Origin of the sequence: Phaeobacter sp. JH20_08 (genome assembly GCF_048056635.1) — a bacterium.
GTDB lineage: Bacteria > Pseudomonadota > Alphaproteobacteria > Rhodobacterales > Rhodobacteraceae > Phaeobacter > Phaeobacter bryozoorum.
Map to the genome: position 1 here is coordinate 72488 of NZ_JAYMVV010000017.1, position 14318 is coordinate 86805.

The 14318-nt window shown below is 59.8% G+C and carries 14 protein-coding genes and 1 tRNA gene; 11 read left to right on the forward strand and 4 right to left on the reverse strand.

Features of this window, described 5'->3' with window-relative positions; genetic code table 11:
• Positions 1 to 133: 133 nt before the first annotated feature.
• Complete coding sequence (locus VWY75_RS15460; protein WP_416541666.1) at positions 134 to 1156, reverse strand: GlxA family transcriptional regulator; 1023 nt, start codon at positions 1154 to 1156, stop codon at positions 134 to 136.
• Between the two features lie 54 nt (positions 1157 to 1210).
• Here VWY75_RS15460 and VWY75_RS15465 point away from each other — a divergent pair, with 54 nt between their 5' ends.
• The 6 genes from VWY75_RS15465 (at position 1211) to VWY75_RS15490 (ending at position 6556) form a co-directional block, all read left to right on the forward strand.
• Positions 1211 to 1597: a RidA family protein gene (locus VWY75_RS15465; RefSeq protein ID WP_416538190.1), complete on the forward strand. Its 387-nt coding sequence runs from the start codon at positions 1211 to 1213 to the stop codon at positions 1595 to 1597.
• A gap of 218 nt (positions 1598 to 1815) precedes the next feature.
• Positions 1816 to 2226 carry a cupin domain-containing protein gene (locus VWY75_RS15470; protein WP_416538191.1) on the forward strand — a complete coding sequence of 137 codons (411 nt, stop codon included), beginning with the start codon at positions 1816 to 1818 and terminating at the stop codon, positions 2224 to 2226.
• 257 nt (positions 2227 to 2483) lie between these two features.
• On the forward strand, positions 2484 to 3938 hold the full coding sequence (locus VWY75_RS15475; RefSeq protein ID WP_416538192.1) for a M20 family peptidase: 1455 nt from the start codon (positions 2484 to 2486) through the stop codon (positions 3936 to 3938).
• A gap of 217 nt (positions 3939 to 4155) precedes the next feature.
• Complete coding sequence (locus VWY75_RS15480; RefSeq protein ID WP_340546655.1) at positions 4156 to 4611, forward strand: ATP-dependent zinc protease; 456 nt, start codon at positions 4156 to 4158, stop codon at positions 4609 to 4611.
• Complete coding sequence (gene rimK / locus VWY75_RS15485) at positions 4608 to 5513, forward strand: 30S ribosomal protein S6--L-glutamate ligase (protein ID WP_416538193.1); 906 nt, start codon at positions 4608 to 4610, stop codon at positions 5511 to 5513. The genes VWY75_RS15480 and rimK overlap by 4 nt, the downstream gene beginning before the upstream one ends.
• On the forward strand, positions 5513 to 6556 hold the full coding sequence (locus VWY75_RS15490) for a succinylglutamate desuccinylase/aspartoacylase family protein (protein WP_340546657.1): 1044 nt from the start codon (positions 5513 to 5515) through the stop codon (positions 6554 to 6556). Before rimK ends, VWY75_RS15490 begins: the two co-directional genes overlap by 1 nt.
• A 66-nt stretch (positions 6557 to 6622) precedes the next feature.
• Here the strand turns inward: VWY75_RS15490 and VWY75_RS15495 are convergent, their stop codons facing one another.
• The gene (locus VWY75_RS15495) at positions 6623 to 7513 is read right to left on the reverse strand and encodes an AraC family transcriptional regulator N-terminal domain-containing protein (protein WP_416538194.1); all 891 of its coding nucleotides are present in this window, start codon (positions 7511 to 7513) and stop codon (positions 6623 to 6625) included.
• 133 nt (positions 7514 to 7646) lie between these two features.
• Between VWY75_RS15495 and VWY75_RS15500 the strand changes: the two genes are divergently transcribed.
• The 3 genes from VWY75_RS15500 to VWY75_RS15510 all read left to right on the forward strand — a co-directional run bounded on the left by VWY75_RS15500 (position 7647) and on the right by VWY75_RS15510 (position 11728).
• Positions 7647 to 7787: a hypothetical protein gene (locus VWY75_RS15500; protein WP_416538195.1), complete on the forward strand. Its 141-nt coding sequence runs from the start codon at positions 7647 to 7649 to the stop codon at positions 7785 to 7787.
• Positions 7788 to 7799: 12 nt separating this feature from the next.
• Entirely contained in the window at positions 7800 to 8612 is an 813-nt protein-coding gene (locus VWY75_RS15505; protein WP_416538196.1) for an SDR family oxidoreductase, read from the forward strand.
• 236 nt (positions 8613 to 8848) lie between these two features.
• Positions 8849 to 11728, forward strand: a complete 2880-nt coding sequence (locus tag VWY75_RS15510; protein ID WP_416538197.1) for a Hint domain-containing protein — start codon at positions 8849 to 8851, stop codon at positions 11726 to 11728.
• A 410-nt stretch (positions 11729 to 12138) separates the two neighbouring features.
• On the opposite strand, the gene VWY75_RS15515 is transcribed toward VWY75_RS15510, so the two are convergent.
• Both VWY75_RS15515 and VWY75_RS15520 read right to left on the reverse strand, forming a co-directional pair.
• Positions 12139 to 12214 (reverse strand) — tRNA-Ala (locus VWY75_RS15515).
• 175 nt (positions 12215 to 12389) lie between these two features.
• On the reverse strand, positions 12390 to 12716 hold the full coding sequence (locus tag VWY75_RS15520; protein ID WP_416535560.1) for a TIGR02300 family protein: 327 nt from the start codon (positions 12714 to 12716) through the stop codon (positions 12390 to 12392).
• A gap of 100 nt (positions 12717 to 12816) precedes the next feature.
• Between VWY75_RS15520 and VWY75_RS15525 the strand changes: the two genes are divergently transcribed.
• Positions 12817 to 13509, forward strand: coding sequence for a SprT family zinc-dependent metalloprotease (locus tag VWY75_RS15525; RefSeq protein WP_340546681.1), 693 nt, complete (start codon positions 12817 to 12819; stop codon positions 13507 to 13509).
• An 86-nt stretch (positions 13510 to 13595) separates the two neighbouring features.
• Positions 13596 to 14252 (forward strand): GntR family transcriptional regulator, encoded by a 657-nt coding sequence (locus VWY75_RS15530; RefSeq protein ID WP_340546682.1) that lies wholly within the window; start codon positions 13596 to 13598, stop codon positions 14250 to 14252.
• Positions 14253 to 14318: the final 66 nt, after the last annotated feature.

The following is a 14318-nucleotide window of genomic DNA, read 5'->3' on the forward strand; positions in this document are numbered from 1 at the left end:
TGTCTATTCGCTGTTGGGAGTCAAAGGACACCGATCAGGCCGCAGCTCACAGGGGTGTTCGGAGGCAACCCGGCCTTGCAGCAGGTTGAAGCGTGCCGGGTACACTCCGGCAACATCGGTCGGGCGCCCTTTGTCAGCGACTGCTGTGGTCACCACCAATGGCGGTTTCCCCGAACCGGTTCCGATAGTCGGTTGGCAGGATGCCTAGCAGTTTCATGAAGCTGCGCCGCATTTTCTGTTCAGTCATATATCCTGACAGCGCGGCGATTTCCTTAATGGGTTTCCTGCTGCGTTCCAGATATATTCGGGCGACTGCAAGCCGCCGCTCTTCGACGAAGCGCGAGGGGGTTTGGCCAAATTCATGTGTGAAATCGCGGTGCAGCGTCCGCTCGGTCGCGCCTGCTATCTCGGCCATCCTGGACACGCTCCAGGCGGCGCTCGGGTCTTGTTCGATGAGGTTATAGAGTTCGGTCAAACGCTTGCTTGATGTCGCCTGTGCCTTGAGCGGTTCTGAGTACTGAGATTGTCCTCCCTGCCTTTGCATGAACACCACCATTTCCCGAGCGACGCGCAAGGCAACCCGCCGTCCGTGATCCACTTCAACAAGTGAAAGGGCGAGATCAATCCCGGCCGTCACACCTGCCGAACAATGAAATTTGCCGTCATGGGTGAAAATTTCGTCCAGATGCCAATTGACACCCGGAAACCGCGCGCGGGCCAAGTCTACCCGTTCCCAATGTGTCGTGGCTTTTCTGCCGTTCAATAGCCCGGCGGAGGCGGTAAGGAGGCTACCTGAGCAGATCGAAACGAACCGCCTTACGTGAGGGTCCATTCGCGTCAGAAAACGTTGCAGGAGCGGATCATCAAGCCGTTGATCGACAACGGGGCCGCCCGGAACGATGAAGACATCCGCCTGGGTCATGGTTGCGAAGGATCCATGAGCGCGGAGGGTCAATCCAGTGTCGGTTACAACATCCGCGCCGTCCTCGCTTACAATGGCAATGTCGTAAGCTTGCCAACCCAAGATCTTGTTTGTGGATGTGAACACCTGTGCCGGACCGGCCACGTCCATCAGAAGGACGTCGGCGAGGCCCATGATGACAACAGATTGAGGGCGCTTTGTCTGATTTTGAAGGCAGATGGTCACGTCTGACATCAGTCATGCAGCCTAGGATGCTGTCAACAGCTTCCTTTGCAGTGAGACCAGCACATGCCACGCCAATTTATCACCGACGTCCCGGGTGTCCCCACATCACGCTCGCCGATTTCTCAAGCGGTCGTTGTTGGGGATACCTGCCATATCTCGGGCCAATTGGCCGTATATGAGGACGGCTACCGACCTGGCAGCGCAGCTGAAGAGACTGACAGGGCCTTCGATCTGGTGTTTAAAATCGCTGCCGCAGCGGGGTTCTCTTTGGAAGAGATCGTTGATGTGGATATCGCGTTTTCTGACATTGAACGGGATCTGGCGGAGGTAAATGAAGTCTGCCGAACGCGGTTCTCACAGTTTCCGGCAAGGACGATCTATGAGGCTGCGCGACTGCCTTATGGTGCAAAAATCAAGATACAGGCCATCGCGATGAAAGACGGCCTGTGACGGAAGGATAAGGTCGCTTGCGGGATAATCATTGGTTTGGCTGCGGTGGCACCTTTTACGGGGGGCTGTCGCCGGGCGGCGTGACACGCGGCGGCTCGGTGCGCTCGTCAACCTGTCCAATTCAAAGGGGATCGTCTTCGGTATGCGCCTGATGATTGGGCGAAGCTGAAGCGGATACCTGCTATTGATGATAAGACCATGCAAAGGGATGGGAAACGATGACCGGTAAGACAGACAACACGAAATCCGCGCAGACATCAGCTGCGCGAACCGCATCGGCAAGATCAAGCGACGTGGTGCGACACCCTTTTTCGGATGTTGCTAGACAGCTGACCGAAGCTGCGCCCTTTGACGTCGTGTTCGAGACGCCCGAGGTGACCGTGGAACTCTACGCGCCTGTCGGCATAGACAAACAGAAACCGCATGAGCGGGATGAACTCTATATTGTCGCGACCGGTACAGGTACTTTTTCGCGCGGTGACGAGTTGGTGCCATTCGGGCCAGGCGATCTGCTTTTCGTTCCCGCCCACGTGCCGCATCGCTTTGAGAGCTTCACTGACGACTTTAAGGTCTGGGTGATCTTCTATGGAGATGTGCGGTTCAAAGAGACAGGTGCCCATCCGAAATAGCCGCCAAAAGCGAAGCCTGAGAAGCGGCGGAACGGGTGCTGCGCGGTTCAGTCATGATCCCTGGTCCGCAGGTGGCGCTCACATTATGCCACAGCGTCCCGTAATGGTGTGGCGGTCGGTCGCCATCTCGAGATGGAGTGGCAAACTTCGGGCTCCGCTTTCAGAAATTCGGGATGGCTGTCGTAAGGTCATCTTTGACAGGTTATCCAACTGTGTCTCTGCTCGGCGGTTAGGGCGTGTTGGGAGGGCGCGGAGACATGCGGACGATTTTTCGAAAGAGCCTGCTGGGGCTATTGGGTGTGTTTATGGTCATGCTCGCCGTCCTTGCGATCAATACGATGAGATATCGGGCCGACATACGGACCGATGTGGCAGCCTATAGCCTGGGTGCGGATATTGGGCAGGCGACGGAGTTGCTGTCTCGGGCTATTCAGTTTGAGACGGATAGCACCAAACCCGATGCAGCTGATTTCAGCGCCTTCACGGATTTTCTTCAGCAGGCGTTTCCGGGCGTCTTTGCAGCTGTGGATCTGGAGATGATGGCTGCGAAGACGCCGCTCCTGAGGTGGCAGGGAACTGACCCAGACCTCGCCCCCGTTCTTCTGGCGGCGCATTATGACGTCGTGCCCATCGCACCGGGATCATTGGATCGCTGGGATCATCCGCCTTTCGCCGGTGTGGTTGCCGACGGCTATATCTGGGGGCGCGGGACGTTGGACAACAAGGGCGCGCTGATCGCAATGCTCAGCGCGGCCGAGCATCTCATCCAAGAGGGTTTCACCCCCAAACGGTCTATCTACTTCAGCTTCGGTGGCGATGAGGAAGTTGGTGGGGACGGCGCGCGGTCTGTCGCCAAACATCTGAACCAACAGGGGATCCAACTGGCCTGGACATTGGACGAAGGGTCTTTTGTACTCGACAACGTGATCCCCGGGCTCGATGTGCCGGTGGCAAGTATCAACCTGTCCGAAAAAGGCTTTCTGACAGTGAAACTGGTGGCAGAGGCCGAGGGCGGGCATTCTGCTCTGCCACCCAAGATGACGGCTGTCGGGCGTATCGCCCGCGCGGTTGATCGCGTGCAGAATTCACCGCTGGAAGGTGGGCTTGACGGTGTGACGGCTGAGTTCTTTGATGCTTTGGGTCGTCACTTTACCTTGGACAAGCGCGCATTGTTTGCGAACCAATGGCTGTTCAGCCCCCTGCTTGAAACGGGGCTTTCGAATGCGGCCTCGACCAATGCGATGCTGCGCACGACGACAGCGCCAACCATGTTGAGCGGATCAAACAAGGCCAATGTTCTGCCGACCGAGGCGACCGCCACGATCAACTTCAGACTTCATCCGCGGGATACTGCCGAACATGTGATTGCGCATATCGCGAAGGTCATTGACGACCCGGAGATTGACATCGTTTTTGATCCTGCGGCGGTGCGCGAAGCCTCTCCTGTTGCAAGCTCATCTGCGCAGGGGTTCGAGGATATCGAGAGTTCGATCCTGTCGGTTTTTGGGGAGATTGCTTCCGTTCCCGGCCTGACAATTGCGGGAACGGATGCCCGCCACTACGCACAGGCTTCGGACAACGCATATCGCATCAATCCGTTCCTGGTCGAAGACGATGATATTGCGCGTTTTCATGGAACGAATGAACGCCTGTCGGTTGCAAACCTGGAGCGCGGGATCAATTTCTTTGGCGCCCTCATAACCAGACAGTAGCGCAGAACCGGCCCGCCGCTCAGCTGCCCCCGCCGCACGGTCGCTATTGAGGCGACCGGCGGCGGGGTTTCCGCGGATCGGGCAGACACCCCTTGTGGATCTCATAACCCTCGCTGTTCATTTGCAAATGACCGTTCTGACAGTCCGCTACCCCAATTGGCTAATCATTCGGGAGCTGTCATAACAGGGGCAGCTATGGAAACAGGAGACGATTCATATGCTCGTTGTCGGCTGGCAGGAACGGGTTGATCTCCCGCTTCTTGGACTTACGAACCTGAAGGCGAAAATCGATACAGGTGCGCGCACATCGGCGCTTCATGCTACAGATATTGTGACGTTCGAACGCGATGGCGTTCCCTGGGTTCGTTTTCACACACGGTTCGACGATGATTCACACGACACCGATGTGGAATCTCCGATCCATGATCAGCGCGAGATCAAGAACACCAGCGGCATTCCGGAAACCAGGATCGTCATCCGGACCAGATTTCGGATATCGGACCGCTTGTGGAAGATCGATCTGTCGCTGACCGAGCGTACCGAGATGAAATTCCGCATGATCGTGGGGCGCACGGCCCTGCGCGGGCATTCCATCCTGGTGAACCCCGCCAAGCGCAATTTGACGGCACCGAAACCAGCAGCCGCAATCGTCGGCAGAAGGAAAAACTCATGAAAATCGCGTTGCTCGCCAGAAACTCCAATCTCTATTCCCACAAACGGCTGGTGGAAGCCGCCGAGGAACGCGGTCACGAGATCCACGTCATCAATACGCTGCGGTGCTACATGAACATCGCGTCGCGGCGCCCAGAGATTTATTACAACGGGGAAAAACTGGAAGGTTACGATGCGGTCATTCCGCGGATCGGGGCCTCTGTCACCTTCTATGGCATGGCGGTTCTGCGCCAGTTCGAGATGATGGGTGTCTACCCATTGAACGAGAGCGTGGCGATCGGGCGATCGCGCGACAAACTGCGCTCAATGCAGCTTCTGGCGCGCGACGGGGTTGGCCTGCCGGTGACGACCTTCGCCCATGATCCCAAGCAGACCGAAGAGGTGCTGGAGCTTGCGGGCGGTGCGCCTCTGGTGATCAAGCTGCTGGAGGGGACACAGGGGCTTGGCGTTGTTCTGGCCGACACGAATCGCTCCGCGAAATCGGTCATTGAAGCGTTTCGTGCGACCGACACGAATATCCTGATCCAGGAGTTCATCAAGGAAGCCGGCGGGACCGACATCCGCGCGATCGTGATCGGGGGACGGGTCATCGCGGCGATGAAGCGTACCGGGGCCGAGGGGGAATTCCGGTCCAATCTGCATCGTGGCGGCTCGGCGCAATTGATCAAACTGTCGCCGGAAGAGCGCTCAACCGCCGTGCGGGCTGCGAAATCCATGGGGCTGAATGCCTGTGGTGTCGACATGCTGCGTGCAAATCACGGGGCGGTGGTGATGGAGGTGAATTCCTCCCCCGGACTGGAAGGCGTTGAAAAGGCGACCGGTCTTGATGTTGCTGGCAAGATGATCGAGTTCATCGAGAAGAACGCTAAACCCGGCAAAACCAAAACGAAGGGCAAGGGCTAATGATCAAACGCCCGGGGTTTGATATCGGCGGGGAGCTGATCCCGCCCGGCACCCGGCGCACCGTTGATCTTCCTGTCAGTTCACTGTCAGACCATACGCCGGTGAATATGTCAGCCCATGTCGTTCATGGCAAAACGGAGGGACCAGTTGTCTTCGTCAGCGCAGGGGTGCACGGCGACGAGGTGATTGGCATCGAAATCGTACGGCGACTGCTGAAATCACCTGCGTTGCGGGGCCTCAAGGGCACGTTGATTGTGGTCCCGATTGTGAACTCCTTTGGGTTCATTAACCGGTCCAGATATCTGCCGGACAGGCGGGATCTGAACCGCTCTTTCCCTGGGAACGAGGGCGGATCGCTTGCTGCGCGTCTTGCGCATCTGTTCCTGAAGGAGATCGTGTCGCGCTCTGACGTCGGGATCGATCTCCACTCGGCGGCGATCCACCGGATCAACTATCCGCAGGTGCGCGTGTCGCCGGAGGATGCCGTGGCACGGGAGATGGCGGATGTCTTCGGCGCCCCGATCATCATGGAATCGGCGATACGACAGGGATCCCTGCGAAACTCGGCAAAGGAGCTGGGAAAGACCGTTCTGCTCTATGAGGCGGGTGAGGGTCTGCGATTTGATGAGGTTTCGGTGCGCGCCGGGCAGGCGGGCATTCTCAGGGTGATGAAATCATTGGGGATGATTTCCGCCCGCGGCGTGGCGCCCGCCAAGGCGCGCCCGCAGTTCTGCCCCTCCAGCAAATGGCTTCGGGCGCCGATGGGTGGCCTGTTTCGCAGCCTGAAGGCAGACGGCGATCCGGTGCGCCAGGGCGACGTACTGGGGGTGGTGTCTGATCCCTTTGGCGAAGAAGAAACCGAGGTCGTCGCGCCGTTCGATGGTATCATCGTGGGGCGGGCGGTACTGCCGGTGGTGAACGAAGGTGACGCCGTGTTCCATCTGGCGCGGGTTCAATCCATGAAACAGGCCGAGAATGCCATGGATGATCATTCATCACAGCTCGCGGATGATCCCATGTTCGACGAGGATGAGATCATCTGATCCAGGCGGCATGGGCATTTCAGTGTTCCCATCGTTGTCCGACAGCCCGCGGCGAGACAGGGGGGGCTAGGTCGGCGTCGCGGTATCGCGGTCCTGCCTTGGAGATCTGCCAAACTTGCGGGAGTATTCGCGCGAGAACTGCGCCGAGCTTTCATAGCCGACGGAAAAAGCTATTTCCGACACTTTTGCATCGGTTGACCTGAGCGCGTCGCGGGCTTTCAGTAGGCGCAGATCCTTTTGGTATTGCAGCGGGGATGTGCCGGTCACGGCCTTGAACTGTTCGAAGAAGGCAGAGTTGCTCATGCCGATCCGGTCGGCAAGCTCGCCGATTGCGATTGTCTGCGAGAGATTTGCCTGAAGGTCACGGGTTGCGAGATGGATGCGGCTTGCTGTGCTTTGGTGCCAGAGCAGCCGTTGCAGACCAGCCGCGTGCTGCCCGATCAGCAACCTAGCGTGGACTTCGCGGGCGGTGATCGGGGCCAGCACTTTTGCTGTCTCAGCCCCCTCGCATTGGTTGAGATAGCGCGAGAGGGCGTCCTCAAGGCCGGGATCGGTATCACACAGGCAGATCGAAAACGGGTCGCAAGGAGTGGATGTCGAGGCGGGCGGCACCGCAGATGCCAGAGACCGCAGCACATCCAGGTCCAGTGGGAAGACAAGTGCCGTGTAGGGGTGTTCGGCCGATGCCTGGGTGATGCGCGAGATGACCGGGAGTGTATGGCTGACCACGAGGGACTGGCCCGCGCTGACGGTGAGGCTTCTGTGGTTTGAGCCGACGGATTTTGCGCCCTGCAGAATCAGACATAACAAAGGTCTGTAGACGGTCGACTCCAGCCCCGTGCTGGCGTGGAGGCGCAGCATATGCGTGTTGCTGGCGTCGTGGTGTATCGCGCCATCCCTGACCCCCGACCGATCCAGTATCGCGGTCACCTGTGCGTATAGACTCTGCTTGGCCATGCAGCTTTTCCTCAAGGGCTGCTTCGGACATAGCAGTCGGTGAGGTCTCTACATAACAGAAATCACAAGTTTCGGAGGATCAGGCAAGTATTCTGGATAATCGAGAAAGAATAACGGCGGGCCGGAGAGCATTGTGGCATCAGTGATGGTTGTGAACTTCAACAGAGGGGAGATGCACTATGATGGAAAAGGCGACGAGCCGGTGCCTCACCGCATCACCCGCCATGTCACGACGCGCGTCGGTATCGAAGAGATGTTCACGCAGAACCCCTGAAGGAGAGCGACTATGAAAACCATTCTGATTACGGGCGCCTCGTCGGGTATCGGCGAAGCCACTGCCAGACACTTTCAGGCGCAGGGCTGGAATGTCATCGCGACCATGCGAAGCCCCGACAGCACGGGCGAGCTGGCGGCACTCGACAATGTCCATCTGGCGCGGCTGGATGTGACCGACCCGGCGTCGATTGCAGTGGCGGTCAAACAGGGCATTGAGCGTTTTGGCCGAATTGATGTGCTGCTCAACAATGCAGGCTATGGCGCCTATGGCGCGCTTGAGGCGTTTTCGATGGAGCGGATCCGGCGCCAGTTCGACACCAATGTGATCGGGTTGCTGGAAGTGACCAAGTCCGTGTTGACGCATATGCGGGAGAACCGGTCAGGCACGATCATCAATATCTCCTCCATCGGCGGACAGATCACATTCCCGCTCGGCACGCTTTATCATGGCACAAAATTCGCTGTCGAAGGTCTTTCGGAAGCGCTGCATTACGAACTGGAACCGCTGGGCATCCGGGTTCGGATTGTCGAGCCGGGCATGATCAGAACGAATTTCGGTGGCAGCTCCTTTGATTTTGCACTGGATGACAGCCTGCCTGACTATGCGCCCACGGCTGAGGCCATGGGGCGGGTGTTCAGCAGGCTGGCCTCCAGCCCGTCTGCCCCTGCAACCGTCGCCGAAGTGATCTGGGAGGCCGCCAATGACAGCGGCGACCGTCTGCGCTTTCGGGCCGGGCCAGATGCTGTTGCGCTTCTGGATCAGCGGCATCAGCAGGATGACGCCACATTTATCGGTGGCATCAAGGAGCTGATGAAACCATAGTTTCAACGGTTTCGGCGCTGGCTTTCAGCGGTTGCAAAGTGACGCAGGGAGATCGGGCCGGATATCGGTTCGGGCGGGCCGTTTTACGGCTGGAACACGCGTTTCGGCGCCAGTTTACTCTTTTTTATCGCAAGACCTCTAAATTGGCTTTGGTATGTGTAGATACCATTGGCCATGGGTCCGTTCCCACTGGTCATGAATACTGCGTTTTGATCAGCTAAGGATTGATACCCGCCATGCCCCGTCCAAGTTGGCTCGAAGATCTCCTTGCTACTCTTGTCGGTGGCCGGGGTAATGACAGAATGGGCGGCACCACCGGTGACGATACCATGGATGCCGGTGAGGGAGACGATACCGTTGCCGGTGAGGAGGGCAGCGATGTCATCGACGGGGGCCTCGGCAATGACGTCATCTATGGCGATATGGGGGACGGTTTTGCGCAGGGGGCAAACGCATCACCGCTGACGCTCGACATCAACAACATCCAGAGCGTGGTCCATGACGGCAGCACCGGCTCCGTCGGGAACTATGCGATTTTCAGGGATATCGCCAAGCTTGAGGATGGCACCAGCATCTCCGGCAGGCTGATCCTGCTTGAAAAATCCAACGCCAATATGTCGGTTGAATTCGGCTATACCGCCGGCGCGGAAATCCTCTTGACCGGGAACCAGCCGGGGGATCAGGCCAAATTCCGGCTGGAGTTTTTTGATCCCATAACTGGTGAAACGGTCTATCTGAACTCGACCGCGACCTTCAACGACATTGATGACAACAGCCAAACCGGCGACGCCGAGGCGGTGATCATCGATGGCAACAGTTTCACCTCTTTTGGTATTTCCTCCGATTCCTCGCTGACCACGGGTATCGACGGAAATGTGGTCAAGGCCACCGGTTCGGAACTGAACGATTATACGGATCAGGATTCCTGGTTCTCTGCCTCCTTTGAAGATCGTTCGTCGATCGAGTTCACCCTGCAGACCCGTGTCGGATTGTCGGGTTTTACCCTATCGGGTGATATTTTGGACGATCCGGTCACCACGATCATCGAACAGGGCGCCGATACCGTGCTGGCGGGCGACGGCAATGATATTGTCTATGGTCAGGGCGGCAATGACTCCATCATGGGCGAGGAGGGGGACGACCATCTGGAGGGCGGTGATGGCGATGACGTCATGGATGGCGGCGTCGGCGCGGATACCCTGATTGGCGGCGAGGGGGGCGATACCCTCTCCGGCGGTGACGGCGATGACTATATCGAAGGTGGTGCTGGTGATGACCAGCTGTCCACCGGAATTGGCAACGACACGCTGATCGGCGGCGAGGGCAATGACACCCTGAACAACTCGGCCGGCGATGACAGCCTGGTCGGCGGGGTTGGCAACGACAGCATCGTTGCGACCGACGGTTTTGACACGCTGGAAGGTGGCGATGGCGACGACACCATGTACGGGGGCAATGACGGCGACCTCCTGCTTGGCGGCGCCGACAACGACCTGATGTATGGCGAGTCCGGCAACGACAGCCTCGACGGCGGTGATGGCAACGACGTCATGGACGGCGGCATTGGCAACGATACGTTGATGGGTGGTCTCGGGGCCGATACCATCTCCGGTGGTGACGGGGATGATTACATTGATGGCGGCGATGGCGACGACAGCCTGACCACCGGCCTCGGGAATGACACGCTGATCGGGGGTGCAGGCAATGATACCCTGCGCAACTCGGCCGGTGACGACAGCCTGGTGGGCGGGACCGGCGATGACAGCATCGTCGCAACCGATGGCAACGACACGCTGGAAGGCGGCGATGGCGCCGACACGATGTACGGCGGCAATGACAACGACCTGCTGGTCGGGGGCAGCGGCGCTGACAAGATGTATGGCGAAGCGGATGCCGATACGTTCCAGATGTCGGACGGCTTTGGCAATGACACGATCTCGGGCGGTGAGGCCGGCAATGACTCCGACCACATCGACATGTCGGCAGTCACCAGCAGTGTCACGGTCACCTATACCGGGTTTGAAGCGGGGCAGATCACCGACGGCGCCGATACGGTCACCTTCAGCGAGATCGAACGGCTGACCCTGACGAACCAGGGCGATGTGGTTGATGCCTCGGTTGACAATGCCGGTGTCAATATTGATGCCGGTGCCGGGGATGACACCATCACGCTGGGTAGCGGCCAGGACTCGATCATCGGCGGCGCCGGCGATGACCGGCTGATCCTCACCCAGGCGGGCGGCGTTGATACCGTCGGCGATTTCGATCTCAACGATGACGATGGCAATGGCTTCTACAACGATCAGCTGGATGTTTCGGGGCTGACCGGTGGCAGCGGAGTCGGCGGCGCGGTCATGACCAGCGATGTTGTCGTTTCCGACGATGGTTTCGGCAATGCCCTGCTGACCTTTCCGGGGGGTGAACAATTGGTGCTGCAGGGGGTTACGCCCGCGCAGATGAGCAGTCACAATCAGCTCTATTCAGCGGGGATCCCCTGTTTTACCCCGAATGTCCTGCTTGCAACGCGGCGGGGGGCGGTTCCGGCCGGTCAGATCCGGGTCGGCGATCTGCTGCAAACCGCTGACAACGGCTTTCAGCCGGTGATCTGGGTCGGCAAGCGTCATCTCAGCTCGGCCGAGCTGCTGCAGCGCCCGCATCTGCGTCCCTATTGCCTGCGCCCCGGTGGGATCCTCTCGCCGGAGCGTCCGATGCTGCTGTCACCCCAGCATCGCCTGATTGTCAGTGATCGCGCCCTGATGCCGGATCATTCCCGCGACGAAAAGTTCATCTCGTCGAAATTGCTGGCCGAAGCCGATCCAGACTTCACCTGCCAGATCGCGCATCACGCACCCGTCACCTATGTGCATCTGATGACCGAGCAACATGAGGTTATCTTTGCCGAAGGCATCGCGACCGAAACTTTCTGGCCCGGCCCCGAGGCCATCCGAGGCCTTTCGGTCGATGATATGCGAGAGCTGCTGACCTTGTTCCCCGACCTCGCTGCGGTGCATGGGTTGACCGGCGAGCCCGGACGTAGCCGCGTGCGCGGAGCCTATGGCGATCTTGCACGTCGATCCCTCAGGCGCCGCGACATCGGGCATCTGCACGCGGCCTGACACGGCGCGAGGGCATGGGGTGCTGACGCTCGCGCGACGCGAGGTGCCCGATCTGGGGATCGGCATGACCGCAAGGTGACCACGCCGCGTGACCGCATATCTGCTCGCAGCACATCTTTTCAAGCCATCGTCGCGTGCGGCGGGCGTCATGAGCGGATGGTGGTTGTGCTGTGGCCGTGGTCTTCGGCTCAGGGTCTATTATGCGCTGCCAAAAATGCAAAACGAGGAGATGGTCGCCCATTTGCCGCCCCCCGTTCTGACAGGAGAAAGGACTGCAAGGCGATCTTTCTGCCCAAGGGTGCGGATCAATGCGGCAGTGATTATTGAGTGAAAACAGCACCGTGCGGCACAGATGAGCCAGTTCACGCTGTGGGGTGAGCCACGCCATCTTACTCATTTCATAGGGGGTTTGGTGGAGCCTAGCGGGATCGAACCGCTGACCTCCTGCATGCCATGCAGGCGCTCTCCCAGCTGAGCTAAGGCCCCAAACCGCCGCGTTTCGTTTCCGTCTCGCGGTGTGTGACGGTGATTTAAGGGAGGCTGGCGCGGGCCGCAAGCGGAAAATGCACCATCGTCCGAGATTTTTTTGGCAGCTGAATTTCGGCTGTAATTCTGGCTGTCCGGGGGAGGTGGCAGCACCTCCCCCAAGGGCCGTGTGGCCTTAGGAGTCGTCGTCTTCAGAGGCGACGTCGGCGATATCTTCAAGCGAGACGTTGTCCTCGTCGTCATCGTCATCCAGGACATCGTCGCCCAGATCCAGATCGACGTCATCTGCATCATCAAGCACCGCGTCATCGCCGTCGGTGTTTTCCTTGGCCTTACGGCTTGCCGCGTCTTCGGCGTCGGCTTCGATCATCCGGCTTTTGCCGTTGTTCAGTTCGACCACCTCGCCAGTGTATGGGCTGATGATCGGGTTCTTGTTCAGGTCATAAAAACGTTTGCCGGTTGTCGGGCAAACGCGCTTTACACCCCATTCTTCATTGGGCATGTGGATCCCCTTGATTTTCTGCTGAGTCGGTTCGACGATTCAGGTGCCTTGCCATATGCGCCGGGTGCTGTCAAAGCCTTTGCCAAAAGGGGAGGTCGCCATGGCTGATCATCACCTGCCCGGAGATCCGCCGGTTCCGCTGACGCTGCGCCGCTCGGCGCGGGCGCGGCGGATCAGTTTGCGGATCTCCGGGCTGGACGGGCGGGTGACGCTGACGCTGCCGGCGCGGGTGCCAGAGCGAGAGGCGCTGGCCTTTGCCCAGGAAAAGGAAGACTGGATCCGCGGCCATCTGGCGCGGCACCCGGATCCCATAGAGGTAGGCTATGGCAGCCTGCTGCCCATTGACGGGCAACCGCGACGGGTGGTGGCTGGAACCGGGCGTCGCCTGCTGTTGCAGCCGGGACAACTGGCGGTGCCGGGGGCGGTGAACGGGGCGGGGCCGGGGCGCCGCATCCAGCGCTACCTGCAAGAGCTGGCCCGCGACCGGCTGGCGGCGGCGTCGGATCAATATGCGGCGGCGCTGGGCCGCAGCTATTGCCGGATCAGCCTGCGGGATACGCGGTCGCGATGGGGATCCTGTTCCTCCGATGGCGCGCTGATGTACTCTTGGCGGCTGATCCTGGCGCCACCGGAGGTGCTGCGCTACGTCGCGGCGCATGAGGTGGCCCACCTGGCGGAGATGAATCACTCACCGGCCTTCTGGGCCATCGTCCGAGAGCTTTACGGGCCATATGATGGGGCGCGTGGCTGGCTGCGCAGCGAAGGCAACCACCTGCATCGCTACCGGTTCTGACGGCCCCGGCGCGCGCGGGGGAGGGCTCAGGGCCTCACGCTGTGAGAGCTGTTGACGTGACGTGGTTTTGTGATCACAAGAACCTCATGTCCAATCCCGTTCGCCCCACCGCCGAGCCGCCCACAGGGTCCGCCCATGATCGGGTCTACCGTACCTTGCGCACGCGGATCATGCATGGCGAGATGACGCCAGGGGAGGCGCTGACCCTGCGGGGGATTGGTCGCGAGTTTGATGTGTCGATGACGCCGGCCCGCGAATCGGTACGGCGGCTGGTGGCTGAGGGGGCGCTGTTCCTGTCATCTTCGGGCCGGGTGTCGACGCCGGAGCTGACAAACGAGCGGATCGAAGAACTGGCGGCCCTGCGCGCGCTGATCGAGGTGGAGCTGGCCAGCCGGGCGCTGCCGCGTGCGCATATTGCCCTGATCGACCGGCTGCAAAGCATAAATACCAATGTGGCCGAGATGATCTCCAAGCGCGATGCGGTGGGCTATATCCGCACCAATCTGGAGTTTCACCGGACGCTTTATCTGCGGGCGCAGGCGCCAGCGATGCTGGCCATGGCAGAGACCGTCTGGCTGCAGCTGGGCCCGACCATGCGGGCCCTCTACGGGCGGTTGCGGCGGACCGAGCCGCCGCAGAACCACAAGCTGATCATTGCCGCGCTGAAGGCGGGGGATGAGCCGGGATTGCGGCTGGCGGTCCGGTCTGACGTGACCCAGGGGCTGCGGCTGCTGGCAGGGTGAACGCAGGATCTGCGGTGTCCCAATGTCGGCCGGGTGCTCCCGCCGGCTCCGGCCAATTATAACAAT